Genomic DNA, 26,311 nt, shown 5'->3' on the forward strand with positions numbered 1-26,311 from the left:
GCAGGCGGCTAATGACGACAAAACGATCCCGCAAATACCTGTATGAAGTCGATGCCATGCGCATTATTTTCATCTTCGGGGTACTGCTCAATCACACGACAACGGCCTTTGCCCAAAGCATGAACGATGCTGGCGGCTGGGCGCACATGACCTTACTTGCGACCCACTTGATGATCCATTTCACCCGCATGGGCTTTATGTTCATGACAGGCTTGGTCTTAACCTTAAATTATTATCACCAAGCCAACTGGCCGACGTTTTTTAAGAAGCGCTTTGCCGGCTCTGGTTGGCCTTATCTGTTATGGAACTTCATCTTGATGGTGTGTGCCTTGCTGGTTGGGGTACCTGGATTTTCCTTGAGCCGCTTCTCAAGCACTTACTTAAGCGCCATCATGCATGGCGATCAATTCTATATGTATTACATCTTAGTCACCTTGCAGCTGTACTTGCTGTTTCCGGCGCTGGTATGGCTGTTTAAGCGATTTGATCGGCAGCACGGTGTAATTTTGATCATCAGCTTCTTGCTGCAAATGATGTTGATGATCGGCATTAAATACGGCTTACCGCATGTCGATCGCAGCAATTGGCTGTGGTGGTTCAAAGCATACGGCGTCAACGTGTTCTCCTATCAGTTCTATTTCATCTTCGGTGCCTTCACTTCGCTGCATTACCAAGCAGTCGTTGCCTTCATCAAACGCCACGCTAAAGTCCTTGCGTCAGTGACACTGGCCTTAGGTCTAGGCACAATCGGCTATTACTTCTTCAATCGGCAAGTGCTAGGCCTCAGCCACACCGCCGCAGTTTCACCGCATCAGCCTTACATGCTGGTGTATGACACGCTGATGATCGCAGTCGTCTTTGGCATCGGTAAAATGTACGCGCGCTGGCGGCAACAAGGCATGCCAACTTGGCTGGACCGCCTGGTGCGAAACGGCGCCAAAGTTTCTTTTGGTATTTATCTGGATCAAACAATCGGCTTGGCGGTTTTGCGCTTCATATTGGGCTTCACCCATTTGCCAGATTGGGGTTATCTCGTATTGATCCCGATCGGCTACCTCTTGGTGCTTGACATCAGCTTTGCAATTGCTTGGTTCTGCTACAAGGTGGCGCCTTTTGGCATCTTGATTGGTCGACCGCAAGTACATCTGTTTAACAAGAAAGGAATGGTCGCTCATGACCCAACTTACCACACTGCTATCCGCTCAACTGACAAATAACCCCACTCGCCCCATCATCAAAGACGCCACGCTGGATCATTGGTTCACCGGCAGCGAGTTGGCCCAAGACGTTCACAAGCTGCAAGACTTGTTTAACGCAATGAATATCGGCAAAGGCGATGTGCTTTTAGTTTGCCTGCCGAATTCTGCCGCCTTCTTGCCGATCAACCAAGCCGCTTGGGCGCTGGGGATCGTTGTACATCCAATTTCTCCCACGACCCCGTTGTTGGCCTTGCGTGCAGATTATGATGAGCGGCGTTATCCATTGATGCTCATGACCAACGATTTGGCTGCGGCCTTCACCCAGGCGCATTTTGCCCAGTCAACATTGCGCCTGAACACCGCCAGTATGACGGTAGTGGCCGATATTGACCAATTGGAAAATCGTGCGTCAGTCGATCACACGCCGGTTGCAGAAGATGACTTAGGCTTGATCTTAAACACCAGCGGCACCACCGGCCAGCCCAAGCGCGTGGGGCTGACCCATCGGATCTTGCTCAACGCCGCCAAACACGATGCGGCATCAAATCACATGACTGAAGCCGACACCGCCATGATCATGATGCCGATGTTTCACATTAACGCCCAAGTGATGTCGACCTTATCGTCGCGCGTGGCCAACGCCAAAATCTTGGTGACACCAAAGTTCTCCGCTTCACGCTTCTGGCAGCAAGTTTATGACAACCAGGTCACTTGGGTATCGGTGGTACCGACAATCATCAGCTTCTTATTGCTTAATGAAGCAGCCAATGCTGCTTATGGCCGCTTGCGCTCCGGCATTCACTTGCGCTTTGTCCGCTCCAGTTCTTTTGCCTTGCCTGAGGAGCGCTTGCGTTTGTTTCAAGAACGCTTTCACACCTTGGTGATCGAAGGCTACGGGATGACTGAAGCCGCCAGTCAATGCACCACCAACCCGCATGACGCCCCCAAAATCGGCTCAGCCGGCTTGCCTTATGGTACGGATGTACAGTTGTTATTAGATGACACCTTCACCGCTGCCCCTGGCGTGTTAGGCGAAATCGCGCTGCGCGGCGATCATGTTATCACCCATTATCTGGATGACGAAAAGCCGGAATCGTTTAAAGACGGCTGGTTCTTGACTGGCGATTTGGGGTATTTCGACGAAGACGGTTACTTGTTTGTCAAAGGCCGCAAGAAGGAAATTATCTCCCGCGGTGGCGAGAAAGTTGCCCCGGCGCATGTTGAATCGGTGTTGGCTGAATTGCCCTTCATCTCGCAGCTAGCCGTGATCGGCTTGCCTGACGACTTATATGGCGAAGCAGTTTGCGCCGTGGTGATCACAACCACACCAGGTCTTAATGAAACTGCGCAGCGTGAATTGATCTTGGCCTATGGCGCAAACCACTTAGCCAAATTCGAAGCCCCCACGCAGGTCGCATTTATGCGTGAATTTCCGCGCAATGCCACCGGCAAAGTCTTGCGGCCGAAACTGCGTGAACAATTACTGACGATTGGAGCCTATGCTTGATGAAGAAGAAGTTATTGACCTTGCTGCTAGTGGCGATCATCGCTATTGCCGCATGGTTTGGCTACACCACCACCCATGAAACCAGCGCCGGCAAGCACTTGACCACCGTGACGATCGGTTATCAAAAAGCCGATCCTGTCGCCATCGCCAAAGCGCGAGGAGAATTGGCCAAGAAGATGCAGCAAAAAGGCTACAAAGTCGTCTTCAAAGAATTCCAAGACGGCACGGCCTTGACCACTGCCTTGCAGTCCGGCGATATCGATTACGCCCGCATCGGCGACGTGCCGCCAGTCACCGCTCAAGCCAACGGGTTAGGCTTCGTGTATATCGCTGCCGGCTCTGACAAAGTCAATGGCTCAGGCATCGAGGTCAAGAAGAATTCCAAGATCACTTCCATTGCCGACCTCAAAGGCAAAACGATTGCCTACACCAAAGGCACTTCGGCGCAATTCATGGTGATTCAAGCCTTGAAGAAAGCCGGCTTGACCACTGATGATGTAAAACTCGTCAACATGGATCAAAGTGCCGCCGCAGTGGCTTTTGCCAAAGGCACCGTCGATGCTTGGGCAACTTGGGATCCTTACACCTCAACGGCTGAAGTCAACGCCGATGCCACATTATTAGTTAACGGTACCGGCTTAGCCAAGAATCGCGATTTTGTCGTGGCCACCAAACAATACGCCGCCACGCACAAAACCGTGTCGAAATACTTGACCAAATACCTCGCAGAAGACATGACTTGGGCCAACACCCATAAGCCGCAATTGATCACGATGCTGACGAAGATGTTGAAACTCAAGCGCTCGATCATCACCAAAATGGTCAACCGCCGCGAGTACTCAATGGGCGCAGTGACCACCAGTATCTTGAAGGAACAACAAACCATTGCCGATGTGTTCTATGACCAAGGTGTGATCACCAAGCAAATCGACGTCACCGACGCCACCGTTAAATGATCCCCTGAAAAGCCAAGCCATCAAGCAAGGCACCAATAACCTAAGGCTATGCCCCCACGATTCGTTCTTTGAGTCGCGGCGCATAGCCGTTTGTGTCACTTGGCGAAGGCTTCTGAGTCAGCCAGCCGATATATCGACTGCGGCGAATCTGCGGCGTTTACATTGCCTTTTTCAATAATCGGTGTAGACTCGCTATATATGCCTAAAATTCAAGGAGCAAACCATGTATCAATTATTGACTGATTCCGCCTGTGATCTGCCTTATCAAACCTTGCAACAGGCCAATGTCGCCTTCGTGTCGATGCATGTCGATGTCGATGGCGTTGACCATATCGATGACCTAGGCCAGACCTTCAAGCTGGAAAACCTCTACGCCGATATTGGCCGCGGGGTGATGCCCACAACTGCCCAAGTCAACGTCGGCCAATTCATTGACTTCTTCACGCCTTATGTCGAAGCCAACACGCCGATCCTTTACCTGGGCTTCTCCAGTGGCTTAAGCGGCACCTTCGACTCAGCAAAGCAAGCCAAACAAATCATCTTGGAAGACCATCCAGATGCCCAGATTTATCTCGTCGACAGCTTGGCTGCTTGTTGCGGGCTGGGCTTGATGGTGCTGGATGCCATTGCCAAACGCGATGCGGGCATGCCGATCGATACTTTAGCAGCTTGGCTGACTGACAACCGCTTAAGCTATCGCCAATGGTTTACCGTGGATGATTTGAACTACTTGTATCACGGCGGCCGTGTATCACGCACCAGCGCCGCATTAGGAACCATGTTGCACATCAAGCCGGTGATGGATGTTGACACCGCCGGGCACTTGCGCGTGGTTAAGAAAGCCCGCTCGCGTCAGAAATCTTTGATGGCACTAGCCGATGAAACCATTCAAGCTTTAACCCAAGATCCCACGCATCAAGTGTTGATCGCCACTTCTCAAGCCCCTGAAGCGGCCAAGGTCGTTGAAGAACGCATCCACAAGACTTACCCGCAAACGCCGATCCAAACCCTGCAAATCGGCGCTGCGATCGCCAGTCATACTGGTTTAGGTTGTGTGGCGGTATTCTCGCTTGACAGCCATGCCCGCAGTTAATCGAAAAGCCAGTGACCTTGTCGTCGCTGGCTTTTGTTTTGGTTTGTGCGCATAATAAAGCAGAGGTGAACAATATGCATAATGAACGACTTTTGATCATCGGCGGCACCAGCGGTTTCGGTGCTGCAGCGGCTGAGCAAGCACAAGCGTTAGGCGCACATGTCCATGTGATCGGCCATGACCCAGTGCGCTTACACAATTATCTCAGTGCGCACCCCGGTATCGCTGGCTCAGCACTGGATGCCACCAGCCAGCAAGCGCTGGCGGATTATTTCAGCCGTCACGCGGCCTATGATCATCTGGTGTCAACACTTGGCGGCGCCATGAGCGGCAGCTTCTTGACCAGCGATATCGCCGCCATCCGCCAAACGCTGGAAGCTAAATTCTTCGCCAATCTGCAACTGGCTCAAGCGGCCAACTCCCACATCACCCAAAGCATCACCTTCACGTCTGGAACTGGCGGCACCTTCGCGGATGCCAGTGGTGCGATTGTTGCCAACCACGCACTCAATGAGTTAGTTCAAGGTCTTGCCAAAGAAATGGCCCCTGCCGTACGCGTCAACGCTGTGGCCCCAACTTGGACTGCCACTGGTTTATGGCGGGAGCTGTCTGAAACCGAGCGTGCGGCTCAAGCCGCCGCTTTTGGCGCCAATGTCCCGCTTAAGCGCACGGCCACCGTTGCGGAAGTGGCTGACGGCTACTTATTCTTGATGCGCAACGCCTACATCACCGGTCAGATTCTTGCCATCGATGGCGGCGTCTCGATATAGTCCACTTTGCACAAGCAGCAAAGGCTGTCATAAAAGCTGACGCAAGTGCTTGTTTGCAAACGGCTAAAATGCTAGGCTGATTCAAATTGACGATAATCAGGTGTGCATATGTCTTGGCTAACTTTTGTAATTGTTTGCCCGCTAGTTGGTTTAGCGGGCTTTGTTGACGCCATCGCCGGTGGCGGCGGTTTGATTTCGCTGCCGGCGTATCTGTTGACGGGCGTCCCCGCTCATATGGCGATTGGCACCAACAAGCTGTCCAGCGGCATGGGCACGCTGGTAGCAACGGCAGAATTTGCGCGCAGCGGCTACATCCGTGTGAAACTTGCGCTGCTGGCGGTCATTTGTGCGATCATCGGCGCCAACTTCGGCTCGCACTTGGCATTGATGCTGTCTGATCACTGGTTTCGCCTGTTTCTGCTTGTTGTCTTGCCGCTTACGGCGCTGTATTTGCTTTGGCACAAAAGCGCCTTAGCCACAACGCCCACTATCGCACTTTCGCCACAAAAAACCACCGTTTATACCGGTTTGATTGCTGTGGTGCTTGGGGCTTACGATGGCTTCTATGGGCCAGGTGCCGGGACATTCATGTTGCTGGCACTGACGGCCATCGCCCACTTGCCACTGCATGACGCCGCAGGCACTACCAAGGTCATCAACTTGACCACCAACCTTACCAGCTTGGTGGTGTTCTTGTTTAACGGCAAAGTTTACTTGCTATTAGGGGTCGCGGCTGGCATTTTTTCGATTCTTGGCAACCATTTAGGAGCCACTTATTTCAAGCACTTCGGCGGCCGCGGTGCGCGACCGCTGATCTTGTTGGTGTTGACGATTTTCTTTGGCAAAACGCTTTGGGATCTGATGCATTAAAACGGTGATCCCATCGTCTTCGACTTTAACGCAGTAAATGACTAAGAATGGGGTTTTGACATTATTTTAGCGTGTAATCAATGAATTCTTGACGAGAAAAATTTAATTTAAGTCTTGACAGCCTTTACTGATTTGCGCATAATAGCAAACAATTACATAAGCGAAAACACATGCTGAGATGAGTAAACAGGGCGTCGTTTTAAGAGAGTCATCATACTGGTGCAAGATGACAACGGCTAAGCGTTGAAGATGGTCTCTAATTGCGTGGTGACACCGAGCGTTAGTTAAGTGTCAACGGGAGCTCCCGTTACAGAGTGACGGTATAAAGCCAGCAGTTGTGGCGAAGTACCCGAGAGGAATGATTCGTGAGAATTATTTGAATTAAGGTGGTAACGCGGAAAAGCACTTTCGCCCTTTGTCAATTTATTGATATTGGGCGGAAGTGCTTTTTCGTCTCTCGCATCGTCACAAGGGAGGTCACCGATATGATCAAGGAATATTTTGTCACTCATCATTTGAGTTATCGTCAACCGTTTTATGCCATTATCGCCATCATCGTGGCGGTTGCGGCGGGGATATTCGTCGCTGGTCGCGCCGCCAATCTGCCTGTATTCTTGATCGCAGGTTTAGCGATCGGTTATGTTTTCACCCGGGCACGCTTTGGGTTTGCCGGCGGGATCAAACAATTATATTACCGCGGCTCAAGCAGTTTAGCCTTAGCCTTGTTAGGTATGATCGCTGCAACGGCGATCCTAACAACTGGGATCCAATGGCACGCCGCGGCAACCGGCGGAGTGGTCGCTTACCTGGCCACAGCCAAGCAAGCAATCATTCCCGGCTCTGCTTCTGTTGAATATGCCAACATTGGTACGATCATCGGCGGCGCACTGTTTGGTTCCGGCATGATTTTGGCTGGTGGGTGTGCTTCTGGTACCTTGACTGATTTTGGTGAAGGCGAAGGCCACGCCATAATTGCCTTACCATTCTTCATCATTGGCTCACCGGTGGGCGTTTGGCTGAGTGCCAAATTAGATAATTCTGCCGTTGGCAAAATCGGCGGTAACGTATGGCTGCCTCAGTACTTCGGCTTTATCGGGTCATTTATCATCTTGCTTGTGTTCTTGGGCATCTTATACTTCATCATCCGCGCCTATCAGAAACATCGCCAAGCCGCTGGGTTAGCAAATGCTAACGCCGACTATGAAGATTTCGAAAAGCCGCTTGCAACTACCGATGCCAACTTATCGCTGTATCACAAGGTCTTCATCCAGCGCTGGTCATTCTTGACTGCCGGTTTGCTAACAGCGATCATTGCCGGCTTCATCATTATCACCACTGGCAACTCTTGGGGCGTGACTAGCGCATTCACCTTGCAAGGCGCACAATTTCTCAAAGCAATCGGCGTCAACTTAAGCGATCCGGTTTTTGCTAAGCTTAACGCACAAATCGCTGCTGGCGGCTTCTTATCCGATGGCTCTTCCATTCGTAATTTTGGGATCATCTTAGGTTCTTTGATTGCATTCTTATTGGCTGGCCGCTTCAAGTTCAACTTCAAGTTTCGCGCCAATGATGTCGCCACTTACGCACTTGGTGGTTTATTTATGGGTATCGGCGCGCGCTTGGCCAAAGGCTGCAATATCGGGGCACTATATTCTGGTATCACCAACTACTCGCTGCACGGCTATATCTTCTTGATTGCATTGACGCTAGGTTCTGTCGCCACAATCGTTGTCTTAGAAGGTAAAGTCAGCTTGCTGCCAAAGCGGCAAGGATTGGAGGTTGCTTAACATGGTCAAGAAAATTATCGTCGTCGGCGGTAACGCCGGTGGGGCATCTGCAGCAGCGCGTGTACGGCGCTTAGACGAGCGTGCTTCGATCACCATCTTCGAAAAAGGGCCGGCGATTTCGTATTCAAATTGTTCCCTTCCCTATCACCTTGACGGCACTATTAAAGACGCCAATAGTATCGTCTTGCTGACCCCGGCTGAGCTCAAAGCTCAATACAACATCACCGCTCACATCAACAATGAAGTCATCGCTGTCGATTCCCATGCTCAAATCGTTACCGTTAGAAATACCCGTACTGGCAAGCAAACCACCCATGCTTATGACGACTTGGTGCTGGCTCCTGGTGCCACACCTGTGATCCCCACTTTGCCTGGTGCTGATCGCGATCACGTCTTCGCTGTTCGCGACGTCGCTGATATCGACCGCTTGGCCAAGTATCTGCACGCCAATGCAGTCCGACATATCGCGGTGATCGGTGCAGGATTTGTTGGCTTGGAACTAACTGAACACCTCGTTAATGCTGATTATCAGGTGAGTTTGATCGAAGCAAAAGCGCACATCTTGGCTAACTTTGATGATGATTTTGTCCAAGTGCTGCATAAGGAATTGATCGATCATGGCGTCGATCTTCACACCGCAACAGCCGTCGCACAAATCGGGGCACATAACGTGACGTTAGCCGATCAAACCACCCTTCCCGCAGAAACGGTAATTTTCGCCGTCGGGGTACAACCCAATACCGCATTGGCCCAGAAGATCGGTATCACATTAGGTGAAACCGGCGCAATCGCCGTTGATCGCCACTATGCCACCAACTTGCCGCACATCTATGCCATCGGCGACGCCATTGAAGTGACCAACACGATCACCCATCAACAAACGCGGCAAAATTTGGCCTATCAAGCCCAACTGCAAGCGCGGATCGCCGCGGACCACATTTATGGCCGCAACAGTGTCCCTATCAGCACCCAAGGTTCACAAGTGCTCCCGTTGTTCACCCTTAACGCCGCCGCGACAGGTCTAAGCGAAGCCGCGGCAAAAGCTGCCGGCATTCAAACGCGGATCGCAGAAATCATCCCCAAAGACAAGGTTCCATTAATGCCTAACGCAAAGCCGCTGCGGCTCAAAGTCGTTTTTCGCTATCCAGACGGTGCATTGTTAGGTGCGCAAGCGATCGGTGCCAGTCAAGTTGATAAGCAAATCGACATCATTGCCACGGCGATTCATTTTCATGGGACTGTGGCAGATCTGCCAGCATTAGACCTGGCTTACCAGCCGCAATTCGCCACGGCCAAGAATGCCGTTCAAACAGTCGGTTTGGTCGCCTCAAACATCCTCAACGATGAATACAAACAAGTGCCAGTCAGTGCTGTGCGCGAGCTTGTCGAAAGCGGCGCCACGATCATCGACACGCGCGAACCGGATGAATATGCTCAAGGCCATATCCACAACGCCATCAACATCCCATTGAGTCAATTCCGCAAGCGGCTGGCAGAAATTCCAACTGACCAGCCAGTTTACCTGCATTGTCTTTCCAGCCAGCGCAGCTATAACGTCGTGCGTGCCTTGGTCAACTTAGGGTACACCAATGTCTACAACATTGTCGGTTCATTCTTGGGTTTATCTGAGTACGAGTATTATCATGATCAAACCTCCGGCCGCAAGCCAATCATCGATCATTATCGCTTCGACTTGCTATAACCGCGTTTTGGCACACCGACCATCCGGTACATTCGTTGGCCGGTGTGTTTTGCCATTGCCGCTTAATAGAATGGAGCTTAATCGTGAAACAAACTCATCATCGTCGGCTAACACTTGGCGCATGGCTTCTGATTATCATCATCTGGCAATTGATCACGCTGACCAAGTTGATTCCTGCTGTCTTGCTGCCCAGCCCGCTGCAGATCGCTCAGACTTTTATCCAGCTGTGCCAGCACGGCTATAATGGCATTAGCTTGGCGAAACATTTTAGCATGACGATGCTGCGCTTGCTTGTTGCGTTGAGCTTAGCGGTTCTCACCGCGATCCCGTTAGGTTTGTTAAGCGGCCATAATGCGCGCGTCAACGCCTTAATCGATTCGTTCGTGCAGTTCGTCCGGCCGCTGCCGCCGCTAGCTTATTACATGATCTTGATCTTGTGGCTGGGGATCGGTGAGCAATCTAAGATCATGCTCTTATACCTGGCGGCGTTTCCGCCGATATATTTGGCGTGCGTCAGTGGCGTGCGCCAAGTGCCAACGGAATATCTCAACGCTGCAGCATCACTGGGTGCCGATAGCACGCAGATCTTCTGGCACGTCTTATTGCCGGCAGCTTTGCCGAATATCATAACCGGCATTCGTACCGCGACCGGTGTTGCTTATACAACCGTTGTAGCTGCCGAAATGGTTGCTGCGACTTACGGCATCGGCTGGATGATCATCAACGCTTCCAAATATCTTAAATCTGACGTCATGTTTGTTGGCATCATCATTCTCGGCGTCACTGGTGTTCTGATCGATGCGCTGCTGCAATGGTTGCAACGCCGATTCGTGTATTGGAGTGATCAAGAATGAAGCGATTAAAGCTAAGCCTGCTGCTGATGGGCTTGTTAATTATGACAGGTTGTCACTCCCAGCGAACAAGTGAAACCACGATTCGCATCGGCATCTTACAAGTGCCTGATGATGTTGCCATTGCGCGGCATCAAGGCTATTTTACCGACTTGGCCAAGCAACAGCACGTCCGCATCCAATATATTCCTTTTGATTCAGGCGTTGATGCTAACAAAGCCTTGATGTCTGGTGATATCGATTGTGCCTCAATGGGCGATACGAATGCATTAGTCGCCTTAAACGCCGGCATCAAAGTGAAACTAGTGTGGATCAATAGCATCATCGGCAATAATGAAGGCCTCGTGGTTAAAAAAGGCCGCGGCATCACCACTTTGGCGGATCTGCGCGGTAAAAAAATCGCCACCCCTTTTGCTTCCACCTCCCACTACAGCCTGATGATGGTACTCAAAAAACAACACTTACTGCATCAAGTCACCTTGATCGATATGGACACCCAAGACATCGTGGCGGCTTGGCAGCGCGGCGATATCGACGCGGCTTACACTTGGCAGCCGACGCTTTCACAACTCACCCAAACTGGCAAGCTGTTGACTACCAGCGCGACCCAAAGCCATCAAGGCAACACGACCGCCAACGTCTTACTTATGCGTACCGCCTTCATTAAAAGCCAGCCCAAGTTAGCCCACGGGATCCTTACCCAACTTGACGCGGCTCACCAGCTTTATCAGCATCATCCCCAACAAGCGATTCAAGCTGCCGCCAAGCAAATCGACATCACCCCGCAAGCGGCGAAACAGCAACTTGGTTCATCCCTCCTGCCGACTGCCGCAACTCAGTGCAGTACACGCTTGTTAAACGGCGAATTTCGCCGCGCTTTGTTACGCACTGGTCAGTTCATGGCCCAGCAACAAACCATCAGGTCCGCACCAACACTAGATCAGCTGATCGACTTTATCGATCTTCCAGCAAAGGAGCCTTAACGATGCTTACACTCAACGATATCGCTGCAACTTATCCAGGCGAACAAACGCCAGCCATTGCCGGGGTCGATTTAACCGTCGCCCCAGGTGAATTGGTAGTTGTATTAGGCCGCTCTGGATGTGGTAAAAGCACATTATTGAAAGTCATCGCAGGATACTTGCCTGCCAGTCGCGGCCAGGTTCTACTGGACGAGCAACCCATCGTCGGTCCAAGCTGGGAGCGCGGTGTCGTCTTTCAAAATGCCAGTTTATATCCTTGGCTTGATGTCGAACAAAACCTTGCTTTTGGCTTACGGATGCGGCATCAAGCCCAAGCCCTGCAAGCCTCGCGCATCGAATTGGCCTTGCACCAAATCGGCTTAATCAACCAGCGCCATGCCCGAGTTGCTTCTCTTTCCGGCGGGATGAAACAGCGCGTCGCCTTGGCGCGGGTGTTGGTCAATCAACCGCGCTTGGCTTTATTGGATGAATCTTTTGGGGCTTTGGATGCATTTACCCGCCAAGAAATGCATCAAGTCATCTTGCAGTTATGGCAAGCAACGCACACGGCGTTTTTTATCATCACTCACGATATCGATGAAGCCTTAAAGCTTGGTCAAAAAATTGCTGTGATGGCTGGTCGGCCTGGTACGATCCGCCACGTCATCGCCAATCCCTACTTTGCCCAAAGCAGGTCAGCACAAGGCTACCCAGAATTTCGCCAACAGTTGCTGGAAGCCTTAGATTCGCGCACCAACATACACCGTTAACGAAACGATAACTTGCATTAAAATAGGCGGGGTCAGCCAGCACATTGTGTTGACTGACCCCGCCTTGATTTTACGCACTAACTTGTGCACTTGGCAGATTGAGTTTGACCTTGTTCAACAAAACCGAACTGGTAACCACTGACAACGATGAGAACGCCATCGCCAAACCTGCCAGTTCCGGGCTGAGGCTCAAACCAATGGCGAAGAACAAGCCTGCCGCCACCGGGATCCCTAAGATGTTATAGATGAACGCCCAGAACAAATTAAGCTTGATGCGATTGAACGTTTTCCTGCTTAATTCCAACGCCAATGCCACGTCGCGCAAATCGTTGCGCACCAAGATGATTCCACCTGAAGCAATCGCCACATCGGTCCCAGCGCCCATGGCAATGCCAACATCAGCTGTCGTCAGCGCCGGCGCATCATTGATGCCATCACCGACAAACGCCACCTTGCCGGACTGCTGCAAAGCTTGAACTTGCGCGGCTTTGTCGCCTGGTAATACATCGGCAATCACGTCGTCGATTCCGACTTGCTTGGCGACAGCTTCAGCCACCCGCTGATTATCGCCGGTGAGCATCACCGTTTTCAACCCGCGCTCGTGCAAAGCGGCGATCGCCGCTTGCGAAGTGGCTTTAGGCGTGTCTTGAATGGCAATGGCTCCGATCAACTCATGGCCAACGCCGACATAAACCACCGTTTTGGCTTGTTGCTGCAAGGCGATCGCTTGTTTCTTCAAATCATCGGCCACAGGATAGTCTTCGATCAATTTGGCATTACCTACCACAGCAGGCTGGCCGGCGACTGTTGCCGCTACCCCTTTGCCTTGGATCGCTTTGAAATCTGCGGCTTGAAGCGGCGTGATCGCTTCAGCTTCAGCTTGGGCCAACACGGCTTGGGCCAAAGGATGTTCTGAAGCAGTTTCTAAGGCCGCAGCCACTGACAAGACGCGCTTGGAATCCCCCAGCACATCAGTGACCACTGGCTTGCCGTTGGTGATGGTGCCGGTTTTATCAAACACCACCGTGGTGATATCATTAACAGCTTCTAAGACTTCACCGTCCTTGATCAAGATGCCAAGCTTGGCAGCACGCCCGGTACCGACCATCAAAGCCGTTGGCGTCGCCAGTCCCAAGGCACATGGGCAGGCGATGACCACAACTGATACCGCAAAGATCAAGGCATTGGCAACACTGGCCCCAATGAACACATACCAGATCAAGAACGTGACCAAAGCCAAGATCAACACCACTGGCACGAAAATGTCCGACACCTTATCGGTCAGCTTCTGAATCGGCGCATGGGAATTCTGCGCGTTCTTGACCATCACCATGATTTGCGCAAGCATCGTGTCGTCACCGACTTTAGTGGCGGTGTAAGTCAGCGCGCCATTGGCATTGATGGTCGCGCCGATCACGCTGTCGCCGACAGTCTTGGCCACTGGCATGGATTCGCCGGTTACCATGGACTCATCAACACTGGATTCACCAGCAACAATCACGCCATCCACAGCGATTTTCTCCCCAGGCCGCACGCGCAAGGTGTCACCGACTTGGATCTCGCTTAACGCCTTGCGCTGCCAAGTACCGTCAACTAACACTTCAGCATCTTTGGCTTGCAGCTGACCGAGCTTGGCCACGGCTTCTGACGCATTGTTGCGCATCCGTTCTTCAAACACTTGCCCCAACAAGACGAAAGCCACCACGATCGCCGCACTTTCAAAAAACACCGCTTGCTGCGTGAACATCGCATAGATGCTGTAGAAATACGCTGTGGCGGTACCGATAGCGACTAACGTATCCATGTTAGCGTGATGCTTGGTGAAACTTGCCCAAGCACTTTGCCAAAACGGTACTGCAGACACTGCCATAATGATCGTCGTCAAGATCAACATCGTCCACTCGCCACCAGGCAGCATGATGCCAAAAGGCTTAAGGATCATCTCTGCAATCATTGGCAAACTTAAGATCAGCGACACCCAAAAGCGCGCAAGAATCGACATTATTGCACCACCACCTTGCCAAAGAACATGTCCATCCCGCAACTGTATTGAAATTCACCGGCTTGTTTGGTATCGATCGTCACCGTTTGCGGCTGGTTCAATGGCAAGTTCTGCTCAAAATCTAAGTCCTTTGAATGCACCACATCCAAACAGCCTTGGGCATTGGTGCGGGTAAAGGTCAGTTCAGCTGGGACACCTTGCTTGACCGTCACAACTTCTGGATCATAGCCGCCGGCAACGTTGATGTTGATGTGTTGAATGTTTTCACTCATGATAATCTCCTTAATTGACTATTCGATGACTAATTGGCCATGGAACATGTCCATGCCGCATGCCCAAGTGTATTCACCTGGTTTGCTGGTGTCGATTTGAATCGTTTGTGTTTCGCCTTTAGGCAAGGCTTGGTTGATCCCGAAATCCGGAAACACCACGCGGTCCAAACAACTTGACGGATCCGTGCGGGTAAAGTTCAATACCGCCGGCACCCCGGCTTTAAGGACGACGCGCTCTGGCGAGTAGCCGCCTTTGACCAGCACATCGACTTGTTGTTTCTGGTCGGCGACGACAGCTTCTTGTGTGGCGACGGCATGCTTGCCGAAGAACCACCATAAGATGAAGCCGATCAGCAACAGCCCGACGATCAATACGATCAATTTGATCATGACGCGTCTCCTCCTTCACAATTACAATCCCCTAAACAGTTACAAGCCACCTGCTTTGGCGCGGTTTGCGCCTTGTGGGCCAAGATGATTTGCATTTGTTGAATGTCTGCTTGGCTTAATGTTGTGGTTTGCAACAAGTCGGCAAGGACCGCGCCTTTTTTCATGTCACACAAGCTGGCAAATAAGTTCTCCGCGGCTTCTTTCATTGCCGGCTGTTCTTGGATCTGCGGCGTATAAATAAATTGCCGCCCTTGTTTGCTGGTGGTTAAGGCCTGCTTGGCCACTAAGCGCCGCAACAAGGTCTTGATCGTTGATTCTGCCCAGTCGCGCTTTTGCTGCATCACCGCGACGATGTCGGTGGTCGATGCCGTGTTTTTGGTCCACACGACGCGCATTACTTCCCATTCAGCGGGGGATAAGGCCTCTGCCATTGTTGCGCCTCCTAAAAACTACATTTGTAACTTACAAATACAGGATACTGCCAAAATTTACATTTGTCAACGATAAAATGTATTTACCGGTTTTGCAGGTCGGACAGGTGATGCTGCGCATTGTGGGGCCAGCCAGTCGGTCAGGCGGTGCGGCCGGCTGCAACCGCGCTGAAGGACGCGCGTTTTCCGCCTAAGTTTCAAGCCCCGCATCGCTGCGCTCAACGCGGGTCTTCAAACTTACCGCGATCAGCAGTGCGAACCAAGCAAATCCCACTTGTTTCGCACTGCCGATCGTTTCACGGCCTGACCAACTGGCTGGCCCCACAACACTCCGCATTACCTGTCCTACATCATTAGTAATCTGTTACAAGATTTTCGACCAACATATGCTCGAGATCAATCGCAACCTTGAGCTGCTTTGGAGGAAACGGCTACTGCGGGCGAGATTCCACTCGACCGTAGCAGAAATGGCCAATTATCACCCCACCACTGCCATTCCACACCATCTAAACGCCACACGATGTGCCCACCAGGCGCTATTTCCTTGAAAATTTGTTTTAGCATACGACGCATGTCGATCACTGTTTCTCCGACAGTCTTTTAACCTGTTGCGAATTGTGTAGGGCATGGGTTGCGAAGCGTCGTGGGGAAAGCGGTGGCCAGGCCCTAAGCCCACACAAATAGCCTTGTTCTGCGATTCAATGAATCGCAGAACAAGGCTATCAATTTAGTCGTCGCCTTCTTCAAGCTTGCGGCGCAAAGCGTCAAGCTCAGCTTGTTGCGCGTCATTCCAAGGGACATTGCGCTTCTTCTCACGCATGATGAAAGGATTAGCCGACTTGGTGAACTCTTTGTGCGAACGGCGCACGTAACCGAGAAAATCTCGCGATGAGATCCGCAAGGCGCCACGGGAAAACACCGTCCACTGCTCAGCTTGATCAGAAGTCACCACGGTCAATTGCACCAGCGGCGTGTTGTTCTTCTCGGCCAAAGCTTCGATGTAAGAATCTGCGGTTTGTTCCTCATCGGTCCAAACGATTTGCATATCCCATTGGTCATATTTTTGCCCGATGCCTGGCACGTACATCGCATCAAACACCACGATCATTTCGGCATTCTCATGAGCGCGGTATTCAGCGAGCACTTGCAGCAGCAGATCGCGGGCGGCATCGAGCTTGCCATCGGCTTTGAGCTTGGCCAGTTGCGGCCAGTTGCCAATGACGTTATACGCGTCCACGATCAGGATATGCCGGCGCATTAGGCCCTCCGGCTATTGAAGGCTTGATACATCAAGATTCCAGCGGCAACCGAAGCGTTCAGGCTTTGTACATGGCCGACCATTGGAATAGTCACGGTGGCATCCATCAGCTTGGCGATACCTGGACTGATACCTTTGCCTTCATTGCCGATCACCAAAGCGATAGCGCCATGCGCATCCCACTGGGTGAAGTCTTGGCCGTCCATGGCGGTACCAAACACCCACACGTTGCGCTCTTTGAGCGTCTTGACCGTGGCGGCTAAGTTGGTGACCCGCGCCACTGGCACGTGTTCAATAGCGCCGGTGGAAACCTTGGCTACCGTTGAGGTCAAGCCCACGGCACGATGCTTGGGGATGATGATGCCATCGACGCCAACGGCATCAGCCGTGCGCATGATCGAACCTAAATTATGCGGATCTTCCAAATTATCCAAGATCAAGAAGAATGGGTCGTGGCCGGCGGCATGGGCAAACAAGTCGTCGATAGTGGCATAAGCATAAGGGCTCATGGCCAGCAACACGCCTTGATGATTGCCGCCGTCAGTCATCAAGTCCAATTTGGACTTAGGCACTTGGCTGACGATGATCTTCTTGGCTTGCGCGGCTTTGACAATCATATGCACTTGATCAGACTTCATGTCGGTTTGCACAAACAGCTTGTTAATGTTGGCTGCACTGCCGACTTTCAAAGCTTCTTCTACCGCATGGCGGCCAAAAGTGAATTCGTTGTCTTCCGGCGCCTCTGGAACTGGCACGACTTGACGGCGATCGTCTTCGCGAGCGCGGGCAACGCGTTGATCGCGGCGCGCCTTTTGTTCAGGATCGCGATGAAATTTGTTGCGATTATTCTGTGATTTGACCATGTCCGGTCCTTCCTGCTTCGACGTAATCGATGCACCATGTTGCTAGCGTCTGGATCCGTTCGTCTTGCTGCGTGAGCTTCAAGTAACCAAATAAGGCCTCAAAGCCAGTGGAGATGCGATAAGTGACCACATCAGTGTGCTTGGCGTGGGTGTAAGACTTGGCGTTTCTGCCGCGCTTATAATAATCCCACTCCGTATCTGTCAACAAAGTTTGTTCTTCCATGCCGGCGATCAGCGCCGCTTGGGCTTTAGCTGAGACAAAATTCGTCGCCGCGTGCTGCAATTGATTCGGCCGCACGAAACCGCGATTTAATAAGTGTTCTCTGACGAAAACTTCATACACAGCATCCCCCAGATAAGCCAAGGCGATCCCATTGAGTTGTTTAGCATCTGTCATTTGCGGCGCCACCTCGTTCCTTGCGGGGTATCTTCTAAGATGATCCCCATGGCTTGTAATTGGTCACGCAGCTTGTCGCTGGTGGCAAAATCCTTGGCTGCCCGCGCCGCGTCGCGCTGGGCGATCATGGCATCAATATCGGCATCTAAGGTTTGCTTTTGGGCAAAGGTGACCCCAAAGATTTGCAGCCAAACTTTGAGTGTTTGGCGCAACAAAGCCAAGCTGTCTGCTTTAGGTGCTGAGGCTTGGGCGTATTCATTCATCAGCTTGGCCAGCTCATACACCACTGCCAAGCCGTTTTGGACGTTGAAATCATCATCCATGGCTGCAATGAACTGCGCCTTCAAATCGGCAACTGCAGCGCTGAGTTGTTCATCGGCTCCTGCTGGCGCATCGGCTTGACGGAAGGCGACGTTGTTGTCGGCGGTTTGCAGCTTCGCCAAGTTAGCGGCTGCTTCTTGCAGCCCGGCTTCTGAATAACGGATCGGGCGGCGGTATTGGGTGCCGGCCATCAAGAAGCGCAAGACGTTGCCGTCGACGGTTTTCAGTAGATCATGCACCGTGATGAAGTTGCCTAACGACTTAGACATCTTCGCGTCATCTTCGCCAATGGTCACAAAGCCGTTGTGCAGCCAATAATGGGCAAACGTCTTGCCAGTCTTTGCTTCTGATTGGGCGATTTCATTGGTGTGGTGCGGGAACTCCAAATCTTGGCCGCCGGCGTGAATGTCGATGGTGTCGCCTAATAAGGTGGTGGCCATCACGGAACATTCAATGTGCCAGCCCGGCCGGCCGCTGCCCCAAGGCGAGGTCCAAGCAATTTCACCGGGTTTGGCCCCTTTCCACAAGGCAAAATCCACCGGGTCTTCTTTGCGGGCAGTTTCTACATCATTGACGTGTTGGCTGGCGCCTAATTCCAATTCATCGATATGCTTATTGGCCAATTGTCCGTAATGCTTGGACTTGCGCACGCGAAAATACACGTCGCCGTCAACGGCATATGCATAGCCTTTGTCCATCAAGGCTTGGATGAAGGCAATGATCTCGGGGATCATTTCACTAGCGCGCGGATGCGCCGTGGCCGGCTCGATGCCAATGGCCTTGGTGTCGGCCATGAACGCATCAATGAAGCGCTGCGCCAATTCTAACGGCGGCACGCCTTCAGCCTTGGCGGCGTTGATGATTTTATCGTCGACATCGGTGAAATTCGACACGTAATCGACTTGATAGCCGCGATATTCAAAATACCGCCGGATCGTGTCAAAGGCGATGGCGCTGCGGGCATTGCCGATATGGATGTAGTTGTATACCGTCGGACCACAAACGTACATGGTCACGCGGCCTGCGGTGATGGGTTTGAATTCCTCTTTGCGTCTGGTCAAGGTGTTATATAGTTGCATCGCATACTCCTTTGAATTCGAGTCTCTTCCTCATCATACCCAATTGTCTGCCATGCATAAAGCCCAATCGACGGAATATTCACGCCAACTGGGCCAGCAATAAACAAAAACGATCACGCGTCTTTTAACAGCGCTAAGAACTGTTCGCCGTATTTGTCGAGTTTGTTTTGGCCGACGCCGCGCACCGAAAGCATTGCCAAGCGATCTTGCGGCCGTTCTTGCGCCAATTGCTTCAAGGTTTGATCTGAGAAAATCACATATGGCGGCACGCCGGCAGATTCGGCTAACTCGCGGCGCAAATTGCGCAGCGCCTGGAACAAATCATCGTCAATGGCCAAAGTCGCCTTGGCTTTGGCGGCCATTTTGCGTTGGACCTGCTGTTGGCCTTTTAACACTTGCGCGCCAGCCATGGTGATGCTCAAGGTCGGATATTGGCCGCCGTTGGCTTGCAAGAACCCGCTGGCGGTCAGAAAATCAATGAAGCCGGTGATGTCCTTTTGCCGTTGAGACGCCATCAAGCCGTAAGTGGACAGTTCCTGCAGGTGCAAGTCTTTAATGCGCTGATTGTTGGCGCCGGCCAGTACTTGGGCAATCAAGCCTTTGCCAAAGCGTGAATGCATGCGCACCACGCAAGACAAGACCTTCTGCGCGTCTTCGGTGACATCAACGAGCTCGCGCTGATCCAAACAATTAGAACACCGCCCGCATGGCGCACTTTTCTCGCCAAAATAGCGCAAGATGAATTGTTGCAAGCAATCGCCGGTGTTGCCATACTGCGCCATGGTTTGCAGCTTCATGTATTCGCGCTGCTTGTAATCGTCATCGCCTTCAGATTGATCGATGAAGAAATGGCGGATCTGCAAGTCTTGCGGTGCAAACAACAAAATCGCTTCACTTGGCAAGCCGTCGCGACCAGCGCGGCCGGCTTCTTGATAATATGACTCCAAGTCGCCAGGCACTTGATCGTGAATCACAAAACGCACATTGGACTTATCGATGCCCATGCCGAATGCATTGGTGGCGATCATGATCGGCAAGCGGTCATATAAGAAATCTTCTTGATTCTGGGCCCGCTCGGTTTCGCTTAAGCCGGCATGATATTTGGTCACTGGCAAATGCTTCTTGCTTAAGAAGTTATACAGCCGCTCCACTTCTTTGCGCGTGGCGGCGTAAATGATCCCGGATTGGTCGTGATTGAGTTTCAGATATTCAGTGAGGTATAAATCTTTATCTTGATCACGCACCACGCTGAAGCTCAAGTTGTCCCGGGCAAAGCCGGTGTTGATCATCTTCTGCGGCGCAATGGCGAGGCGCTGACAGATATCTTCGGCCACTCGCGTTGTGGCCGTTGCCGTCAAAGCCACAATAGTCGGCTGCGACGGCAAGTTGGCGGCAATTTCTTGCAAGTGCAAATAACTCGGCCGAAAATCATGTCCCCATTGCGAAATACAATGGGCTTCGTCAACTGCCATCAAGCTGATGTTCAACCCAGATAATTCTTCTTGAAACTGCGGCTGATCTAAGCGCTCCGGGGCCACATACAACATCCTAACGGCACCTTGGGCCGCTAAGGTCAAGCGATTCTCCGCTTCTTGGTAGGTCAAACTGGAGTTGATATACGTTGCAGCGATACCGTTTTCGTTCAAGGCATCGACTTGGTCTTTCATCAACGCGATCAAAGGCGACACCACCAAAGTCAACCCATCAAGCAATAAAGCTGGGATCTGGTAACACAGCGACTTCCCGCCGCCAGTCGGCATCACCACTAAAGTATTCTCGCCGGCTAACACCTGATCGATCGCCTGAGCTTGGCCTGGCCGAAATTCCGGATAGCCGAATTTATCTTGTAGAATCGCAAGCGCCTGTGCATTGGCCATGGTTTGTTCCCCCGTTTCTATCCATCTATTTTACCGTTCATACTATTAATACGCAAAAGATCTGTTCATTTCACTGCACCAACATAAAACACCACGTCCAAACGGCGTGGTGTTCATCAATTTATTTGGCTTGGCGCAAAGCGTCTTTAACGGCTTCTTTCAACGCACTGCTGGAAACACTGGCGCCGGTGACGGCATCAACGTCAGGTGAGTTCTTAGCAACCATCGCTTGCGGCAAAGCTTGGATCGCTTTGAGTCCAAAATCGCCGGACTCATTCTGCTTCAACACTTCGACATTTTCGATCGTGTGGTCTTTGTAAGTAACGCGCACCACGATTTCATTGCCCATACCGGCAGTTGAGCGGCCGATATATTGATCTGGTCCAGTTGGGTAATCTTCACTGGCGCCGGCAAGATCAGAAGCTGCGGCAGCATGTTGGCTGGCGCCTGATGTCGCATCAGGCGCCGCTGACGCCGCCGCGGTTTGCCCAGCGCTGACTGCGACATTGTGCTTTGGCCGCGCCGCGTTCATGCCGGCGATCTTACCAAAAATCAAGCATTCGGCTAAGTTGTTGCCGCCTTGGTACTGATTGGCAGAAATCCCGCCAAGCTCCCCTGCTGAATACAATTGCGGAATCGGCTTGCCAGTGGGGTCAAGCACTTCACAGCGCACATTGCGCCGTGGGCCGCCTTGGGTATTGAGCATCGACTGGCGCAGCGGCAGCGCATAATACGGGCCGTCGTCAAAAGCCGTCATCGATTGCGGATCCCGATCAAATTGCGGGTCGTCGCCGGCTTTGGCAAATTGATCAAAGCGCTGTTGCGTCTTGGCCAAGTTCGCGGCTGGCACATGCAACAACGCCGCTAAATCAGCGATGTTTGGGGCTTTGATCACTTGCTTCAACCACGCAGGTGATGCTTGTTCAAACGCCGCATACTTCTTGGCATCAAAGATCAAATAAGGGTGCACGTTATTGGCTGGGATCCGCCAAGTGCCATGATCATATAAGTGCCCATGGCGATTTTCTTCGGCTTCATTCAAATACCGCGTCCCGTCATCACCAATCACAAACGCACTGCCTTTGGTCATTGCGGTCCAGTCAAACAAGATCTTGCCGCGTTTGCCTTCAGGTTCGCGCACCGTCAAGCCCAATGACTCATAGTTGTGCATGTGCCACATATCGGCACCAACTTCTTGGGCCATCGCCACGCCATCACCTTTGTTATAAACCGTGCCAAGCGGGGTCAAGGCTTGCGCACCTAAGTAATCTTGGATCATTTGCTTGTTGTTTTCAAAGCCGCCAGTGGCCAGCACGACCCCATTAGTAGCTTGGATGTTTAACAACACATGCTCGCGTTCGATTTGGGCACCGATCACGGCTTTGGTCGTTGGGTCTTGCAGCAAGTGACGGGCTGGTGATGCGAACCACACATCGATTTGGTCGGCGCGATCGACAACTTGTTGCCGCAGCGTTTTCCAAAAGGCCGAATCAAATGTGCCATCATGCACCAGCAACACGTCATACGCCTCGCCGCCTGGATATTCTGGAAATTCCGGCAGCATTGTCTTGAGGTTGGGCTTGGTCTTGGTCCAATCACGCCGCACTGAAAACGGCTTGGCCACGCCCAGATACTTCTGGAAATAATCGCTCATCCCCACCATGCCGTCAACGTAAGTATCGATCATTTCTTCATCAAGATCTAACGGATACTGCAGCCGCTCATAATATTGCTTCATTTCGTCAAAATCGCTGGCCGAGCCGACGATTTGCCCAGCGTAACGCGTGTTGCCGCCTTCATGGCCATTCGGTGCCGCATCCACCAGCAACACCTTGGCGCCGTTGTCTGCAGCAAAGCGCGCTGCAGTTGCGCCAGCGCCGCCAAAACCTAACACGATAACATCATAAGTCGCATCCCATGCGATCTGCGGTTGTTTCATCGTTTCATCCTCCTGTGTCATAGCGGCAGTTAACTTGGCCGCCGCTGCTTTTAATTGCGGCATCTTTGCTTGGCGCCTGGCGTCACCAAGTTCAACTTGGGCGCACAGCGCAGCTTTCACGCCGTGGCCGGCCAGAGTTTGCGCCAATGCTTTCGTCGCCCGAAAACTGTCCATGCTCGTTGCACTGGCGCCGATCAAAAGCGTTGGCATCCCAGCTAACAGCGGCTTTGTTTGGGTCAACGCCGCAATTGCTTGCTGCAAGGCGGTTAAGACGCCTGGCTCGTGTTCTGGTACGACCACGATCAACCCGTCTGCTGCAGTGATCGCCGCTTCAAGCTTAGGCGCATCAGCTGCGATCTTGTGCGCAGGCACCAAGGCGCGCAAGCGATCCAGCACCGTTTGGCTCAACGTTGCCGCACCACTTTCACCTACAAGGGCTAAAACATTCACAAATCATTCCCCCTATCACGGTACACTTTAAGTTTACTGCTAACGGTTACATGTGTGAAGATACACAGCTTGCGTGTCGTTATGCCGCAGTCGGCATAGCGGCTGCCGGACAGGTATCGCTGCGCGGCGTGGAGCCAGCGGCGGCGCAAACAAAAAGCCACGCACTTTTAAAGCGCGCGGCTCAACGATTTCGATTAAGCTTGACCGGCCAAGTGGTCGTTGCCTAAGCTCATATGCTTCTTGCGATGGATGATCTCTTCTTGCCGACCATGAACCATTGGGCGCTTGTTCGGGTTGCCCAAGTAGCCGCATAAGCGCTTGACCACATCACAAGTGTCTGGGTTGTGGTTGCCGCATTGTGGACATTCGTAGCCTTTTTCCGTGGCTTTGAATTCACCTTTGAAGCCGCATTCGAAGCACTGATCGATTGGCGTGTTGGTGCCAAGATAGCCGACACGATCATAGCCATAATCCCAGACGGCTTCCAAAGCCTTAGGATTCTGCTTCAAATTCGGGTATTCGCAGTAGTGGATGAAACCGCCGGAACAATACTTCGGGTAATCCTTCTCGAAGTCCAACTTCTCAAACGGCGTCGGCTGCTTGCGTACGTCGTAGTGGAAAGAGTTGGTGTAGTAGTCTTTATCGGTGATGTCTTTGACCACACCAAAGCGCTTCTTATCGGCGCGGGCAAAAGTGTCAGTCAGCGATTCGCTAGGCGTTGAGTAAACTGAGAAGTGATAGCCGTATTGCTTCTCCCAATCCACACAGTGGTCGTATAGATCCTTGACCACATCAATGGTGAATTGCTTGGCTTCTGGGTTCTTCTCCCATTCTGGGCCATAAAACACCGTGCCGACTTCATACAAACCAATGTAGCCTAATGAAACCGTGGCGCGAGAGTTCTTGAAGACTTCATCGACTTTCTGATCATCAGCCAAGCGCTTGCCGAATGCGCCATACTTATACAGAATCGGCGCAGATTCAGGGGTAGCTTCCTTAGCGCGCTCAACTTTGTAAACCAAACCGGTTTTGCAGATCTTCAAGCGAGCTTCTAAAATCTTCCAGAACTTGTCTTTGTCGCCTTTGGACTCCATAGCGATACGCGGCAGGTTCAAGGTGATCACACCTAAATTCATGCGCCCGGCGTTGACTTCTTTGCCGGTTTCTGGATCCTTCCAGCCTTGCAAGAAGCTGCGGCAGCCCATTGGCGCCTTGAAAGAACCAGTGAGTTCAACGATCTTGTCATAAGACAAGACGTCAGGGTACATGCGCTTAGTGGCACATTCCACGGCTAATTCCTTGATGTCGTAGTTAGGATCGCCTTGGTTCAAGTTTAAGCCGCGCTTCAACGTGAACACCAGCTTCGGGAAAATCGCGGTGCGTTTCTCCTTGCCTAAGCCGCCGATGCGGATCTTCAAGATGTCCTTTTGAATTTCGCGTTCGATCCAGTTGGTGCCCAGCCCGAAGCCAACCGTGACAAAAGGCGTCTGGCCTTGCGTAGAATACAAGGTGTTGACTTGGTATTCCAAGGTTTGTAAGGCGTCTAAGATGTCTTTCTTGGTGCGGCGCTTGGCGTAAGTGTCTTGCTTGGCCGGATCGTCAGTCAATTCAGCGGCCTCAACCAAGTGCTTCTGGTAGTTCTTCTCGGCAAAAGGCGCCAGCACTTCATCGGTACGGTCACTGGAGCAGCCGCCATATTGGCTGGAAGCCACATTGGCGATGATCTGCGTCATTTGGGTGACGGCCACTTGAATGGAGTTGGCCGGTTCTACTTCGGCATTGCCGATGACAAAGCCGTGATTGAGCATTTCTTTGAAGTCGATCAAACAGCAGTTGGTTTCCGCCATGAACGGTGTGTAATCCAAGTCATGCCAATGGATGTCGCCGCGCATATGGGCGTTGGCCACTTCCGGCGGCAGCATCTGCAAGCCCATGGCCTTGGCCACCGCACCAGCGGTCAAGTCACGCTGAGTGGAGAAGACGCGGGAGTCTTTGTTGGCATTCTCATGAACGACCGTCGAATCGCGATCGATCAGCTTCTGGACGTTGTAGTTGACGTCGGCTTTCTTGGCCCGTTCGATATCGCGCTGCATGCGATAGTCGGTGTAGGCTTTGCCCCAGTCATATTGATGCGCGTTTAAGATCGCTTCTTCGACCACAGATTGGACCTCGGCGATGCGCACATCTTTGTCGAAGCGGTCGCACAAAGTCGCCACTGCGTCATCAGAAATGGCGTCAATGGTATGATAATCCGTTGGTGACAGCGGGTTGGTCACTGAAGCTGCCGCCTTGGTGATGGCGCGCGTGATCTTTTGTTGGTCGAAGTCGACGATGCGCCCATCGCGCTTCTTGATGTTGAGTTTGACTTTAATGTCGATCATGAAAATGCCTCCACGTGATAAGCGGAGGCCGTATGGCAACCTCCGCTTGATTGATGTCTATATCATACCACGATATGGGCCTATATGTTGTGGATAAACCAAAAAATTGGCCTTTTTCGTCCTAGATATGGTGTACTTGTCGATTTCTGTCTTTCGGGTTTACCGTCAGTCTTAAGCCTGATTT

The 26,311-nt window shown here is 52.0% G+C and carries 22 protein-coding genes; 11 read left to right on the forward strand and 11 right to left on the reverse strand.

Features of this window, described 5'->3' with window-relative positions:
* The first annotated feature begins 11 nt into the window (after positions 1-11).
* From ACGG90_RS01920 to ACGG90_RS01970, 11 genes are all read left to right on the forward strand, one after another.
* The gene (locus ACGG90_RS01920) at positions 12-1,217 is read left to right on the forward strand and encodes an acyltransferase (RefSeq protein WP_390405153.1); all 1,206 of its coding nucleotides are present in this window, start codon (positions 12-14) and stop codon (positions 1,215-1,217) included.
* Entirely contained in the window at positions 1,174-2,706 is a 1,533-nt protein-coding gene (locus ACGG90_RS01925) for an AMP-binding protein (RefSeq protein WP_390405155.1), read from the forward strand. The genes ACGG90_RS01920 and ACGG90_RS01925 overlap by 44 nt, the downstream gene beginning before the upstream one ends.
* Positions 2,703-3,662 (forward strand): aliphatic sulfonate ABC transporter substrate-binding protein, encoded by a 960-nt coding sequence (locus tag ACGG90_RS01930; protein ID WP_390405157.1) that lies wholly within the window; start codon positions 2,703-2,705, stop codon positions 3,660-3,662. The genes ACGG90_RS01925 and ACGG90_RS01930 overlap by 4 nt, the downstream gene beginning before the upstream one ends.
* A 223-nt stretch (positions 3,663-3,885) precedes the next feature.
* Positions 3,886-4,755 (forward strand): DegV family protein, encoded by an 870-nt coding sequence (locus ACGG90_RS01935; RefSeq protein WP_390405159.1) that lies wholly within the window; start codon positions 3,886-3,888, stop codon positions 4,753-4,755.
* Between the two features lie 74 nt (positions 4,756-4,829).
* Entirely contained in the window at positions 4,830-5,525 is a 696-nt protein-coding gene (locus tag ACGG90_RS01940) for an SDR family oxidoreductase (RefSeq protein ID WP_390405161.1), read from the forward strand.
* A gap of 108 nt (positions 5,526-5,633) precedes the next feature.
* Positions 5,634-6,395 carry a sulfite exporter TauE/SafE family protein gene (locus ACGG90_RS01945; RefSeq protein WP_390405163.1) on the forward strand — a complete coding sequence of 254 codons (762 nt, stop codon included), beginning with the start codon at positions 5,634-5,636 and terminating at the stop codon, positions 6,393-6,395.
* A 485-nt stretch (positions 6,396-6,880) separates the two neighbouring features.
* Entirely contained in the window at positions 6,881-8,182 is a 1,302-nt protein-coding gene (locus ACGG90_RS01950; protein ID WP_390405165.1) for a YeeE/YedE family protein, read from the forward strand.
* A gap of 1 nt (position 8,183) precedes the next feature.
* Positions 8,184-9,884, forward strand: coding sequence for an FAD-dependent oxidoreductase (locus tag ACGG90_RS01955; RefSeq protein ID WP_390405167.1), 1,701 nt, complete (start codon positions 8,184-8,186; stop codon positions 9,882-9,884).
* 83 nt (positions 9,885-9,967) lie between these two features.
* The gene (locus ACGG90_RS01960; protein ID WP_390405169.1) at positions 9,968-10,738 is read left to right on the forward strand and encodes an ABC transporter permease; all 771 of its coding nucleotides are present in this window, start codon (positions 9,968-9,970) and stop codon (positions 10,736-10,738) included.
* On the forward strand, positions 10,735-11,718 hold the full coding sequence (locus ACGG90_RS01965; RefSeq protein ID WP_390405171.1) for a taurine ABC transporter substrate-binding protein: 984 nt from the start codon (positions 10,735-10,737) through the stop codon (positions 11,716-11,718). Before ACGG90_RS01960 ends, ACGG90_RS01965 begins: the two co-directional genes overlap by 4 nt.
* A 2-nt stretch (positions 11,719-11,720) precedes the next feature.
* Complete coding sequence (locus ACGG90_RS01970) at positions 11,721-12,467, forward strand: ABC transporter ATP-binding protein (protein WP_390405173.1); 747 nt, start codon at positions 11,721-11,723, stop codon at positions 12,465-12,467.
* A 70-nt stretch (positions 12,468-12,537) separates the two neighbouring features.
* On the opposite strand, the gene ACGG90_RS01975 is transcribed toward ACGG90_RS01970, so the two are convergent.
* The 11 genes from ACGG90_RS01975 to nrdD form a co-directional block, all read right to left on the reverse strand.
* Complete coding sequence (locus ACGG90_RS01975) at positions 12,538-14,469, reverse strand: copper-translocating P-type ATPase (protein ID WP_390405175.1); 1,932 nt, start codon at positions 14,467-14,469, stop codon at positions 12,538-12,540.
* Positions 14,469-14,741 carry a cupredoxin domain-containing protein gene (locus tag ACGG90_RS01980; RefSeq protein WP_390405178.1) on the reverse strand — a complete coding sequence of 91 codons (273 nt, stop codon included), beginning with the start codon at positions 14,739-14,741 and terminating at the stop codon, positions 14,469-14,471. Before ACGG90_RS01980 ends, ACGG90_RS01975 begins: the two co-directional genes overlap by 1 nt.
* Before the next feature lie 18 nt (positions 14,742-14,759).
* The gene (locus ACGG90_RS01985; protein WP_390405180.1) at positions 14,760-15,131 is read right to left on the reverse strand and encodes a cupredoxin domain-containing protein; all 372 of its coding nucleotides are present in this window, start codon (positions 15,129-15,131) and stop codon (positions 14,760-14,762) included.
* Positions 15,128-15,562, reverse strand: coding sequence for a CopY/TcrY family copper transport repressor (locus ACGG90_RS01990; RefSeq protein WP_390405183.1), 435 nt, complete (start codon positions 15,560-15,562; stop codon positions 15,128-15,130). The genes ACGG90_RS01985 and ACGG90_RS01990 overlap by 4 nt, the downstream gene beginning before the upstream one ends.
* Before the next feature lie 727 nt (positions 15,563-16,289).
* Positions 16,290-16,820, reverse strand: a complete 531-nt coding sequence (locus tag ACGG90_RS01995) for an NYN domain-containing protein (RefSeq protein WP_390405186.1) — start codon at positions 16,818-16,820, stop codon at positions 16,290-16,292.
* Positions 16,820-17,683 (reverse strand): 23S rRNA (guanosine(2251)-2'-O)-methyltransferase RlmB, encoded by an 864-nt coding sequence (gene rlmB, locus ACGG90_RS02000; RefSeq protein WP_390405188.1) that lies wholly within the window; start codon positions 17,681-17,683, stop codon positions 16,820-16,822. The genes ACGG90_RS01995 and rlmB overlap by 1 nt, the downstream gene beginning before the upstream one ends.
* Positions 17,664-18,080: a Mini-ribonuclease 3 gene (locus ACGG90_RS02005; protein WP_390405191.1), complete on the reverse strand. Its 417-nt coding sequence runs from the start codon at positions 18,078-18,080 to the stop codon at positions 17,664-17,666. The genes rlmB and ACGG90_RS02005 overlap by 20 nt, the downstream gene beginning before the upstream one ends.
* The gene (gene cysS, locus ACGG90_RS02010; RefSeq protein ID WP_390405193.1) at positions 18,077-19,480 is read right to left on the reverse strand and encodes a cysteine--tRNA ligase; all 1,404 of its coding nucleotides are present in this window, start codon (positions 19,478-19,480) and stop codon (positions 18,077-18,079) included. Before cysS ends, ACGG90_RS02005 begins: the two co-directional genes overlap by 4 nt.
* Before the next feature lie 113 nt (positions 19,481-19,593).
* Complete coding sequence (gene recQ, locus ACGG90_RS02015) at positions 19,594-21,357, reverse strand: DNA helicase RecQ (RefSeq protein ID WP_390405194.1); 1,764 nt, start codon at positions 21,355-21,357, stop codon at positions 19,594-19,596.
* Between the two features lie 121 nt (positions 21,358-21,478).
* On the reverse strand, positions 21,479-23,746 hold the full coding sequence (locus ACGG90_RS02020) for an FAD-dependent oxidoreductase (protein ID WP_390405196.1): 2,268 nt from the start codon (positions 23,744-23,746) through the stop codon (positions 21,479-21,481).
* A gap of 194 nt (positions 23,747-23,940) precedes the next feature.
* The gene (gene nrdD, locus ACGG90_RS02025; RefSeq protein WP_390405198.1) at positions 23,941-26,127 is read right to left on the reverse strand and encodes an anaerobic ribonucleoside-triphosphate reductase; all 2,187 of its coding nucleotides are present in this window, start codon (positions 26,125-26,127) and stop codon (positions 23,941-23,943) included.
* Positions 26,128-26,311: the final 184 nt, after the last annotated feature.

The organism is Lacticaseibacillus jixiensis (assembly GCF_042847315.1).
Classification (GTDB): Bacteria; Bacillota; Bacilli; order Lactobacillales; family Lactobacillaceae; genus Lacticaseibacillus; species Lacticaseibacillus jixiensis.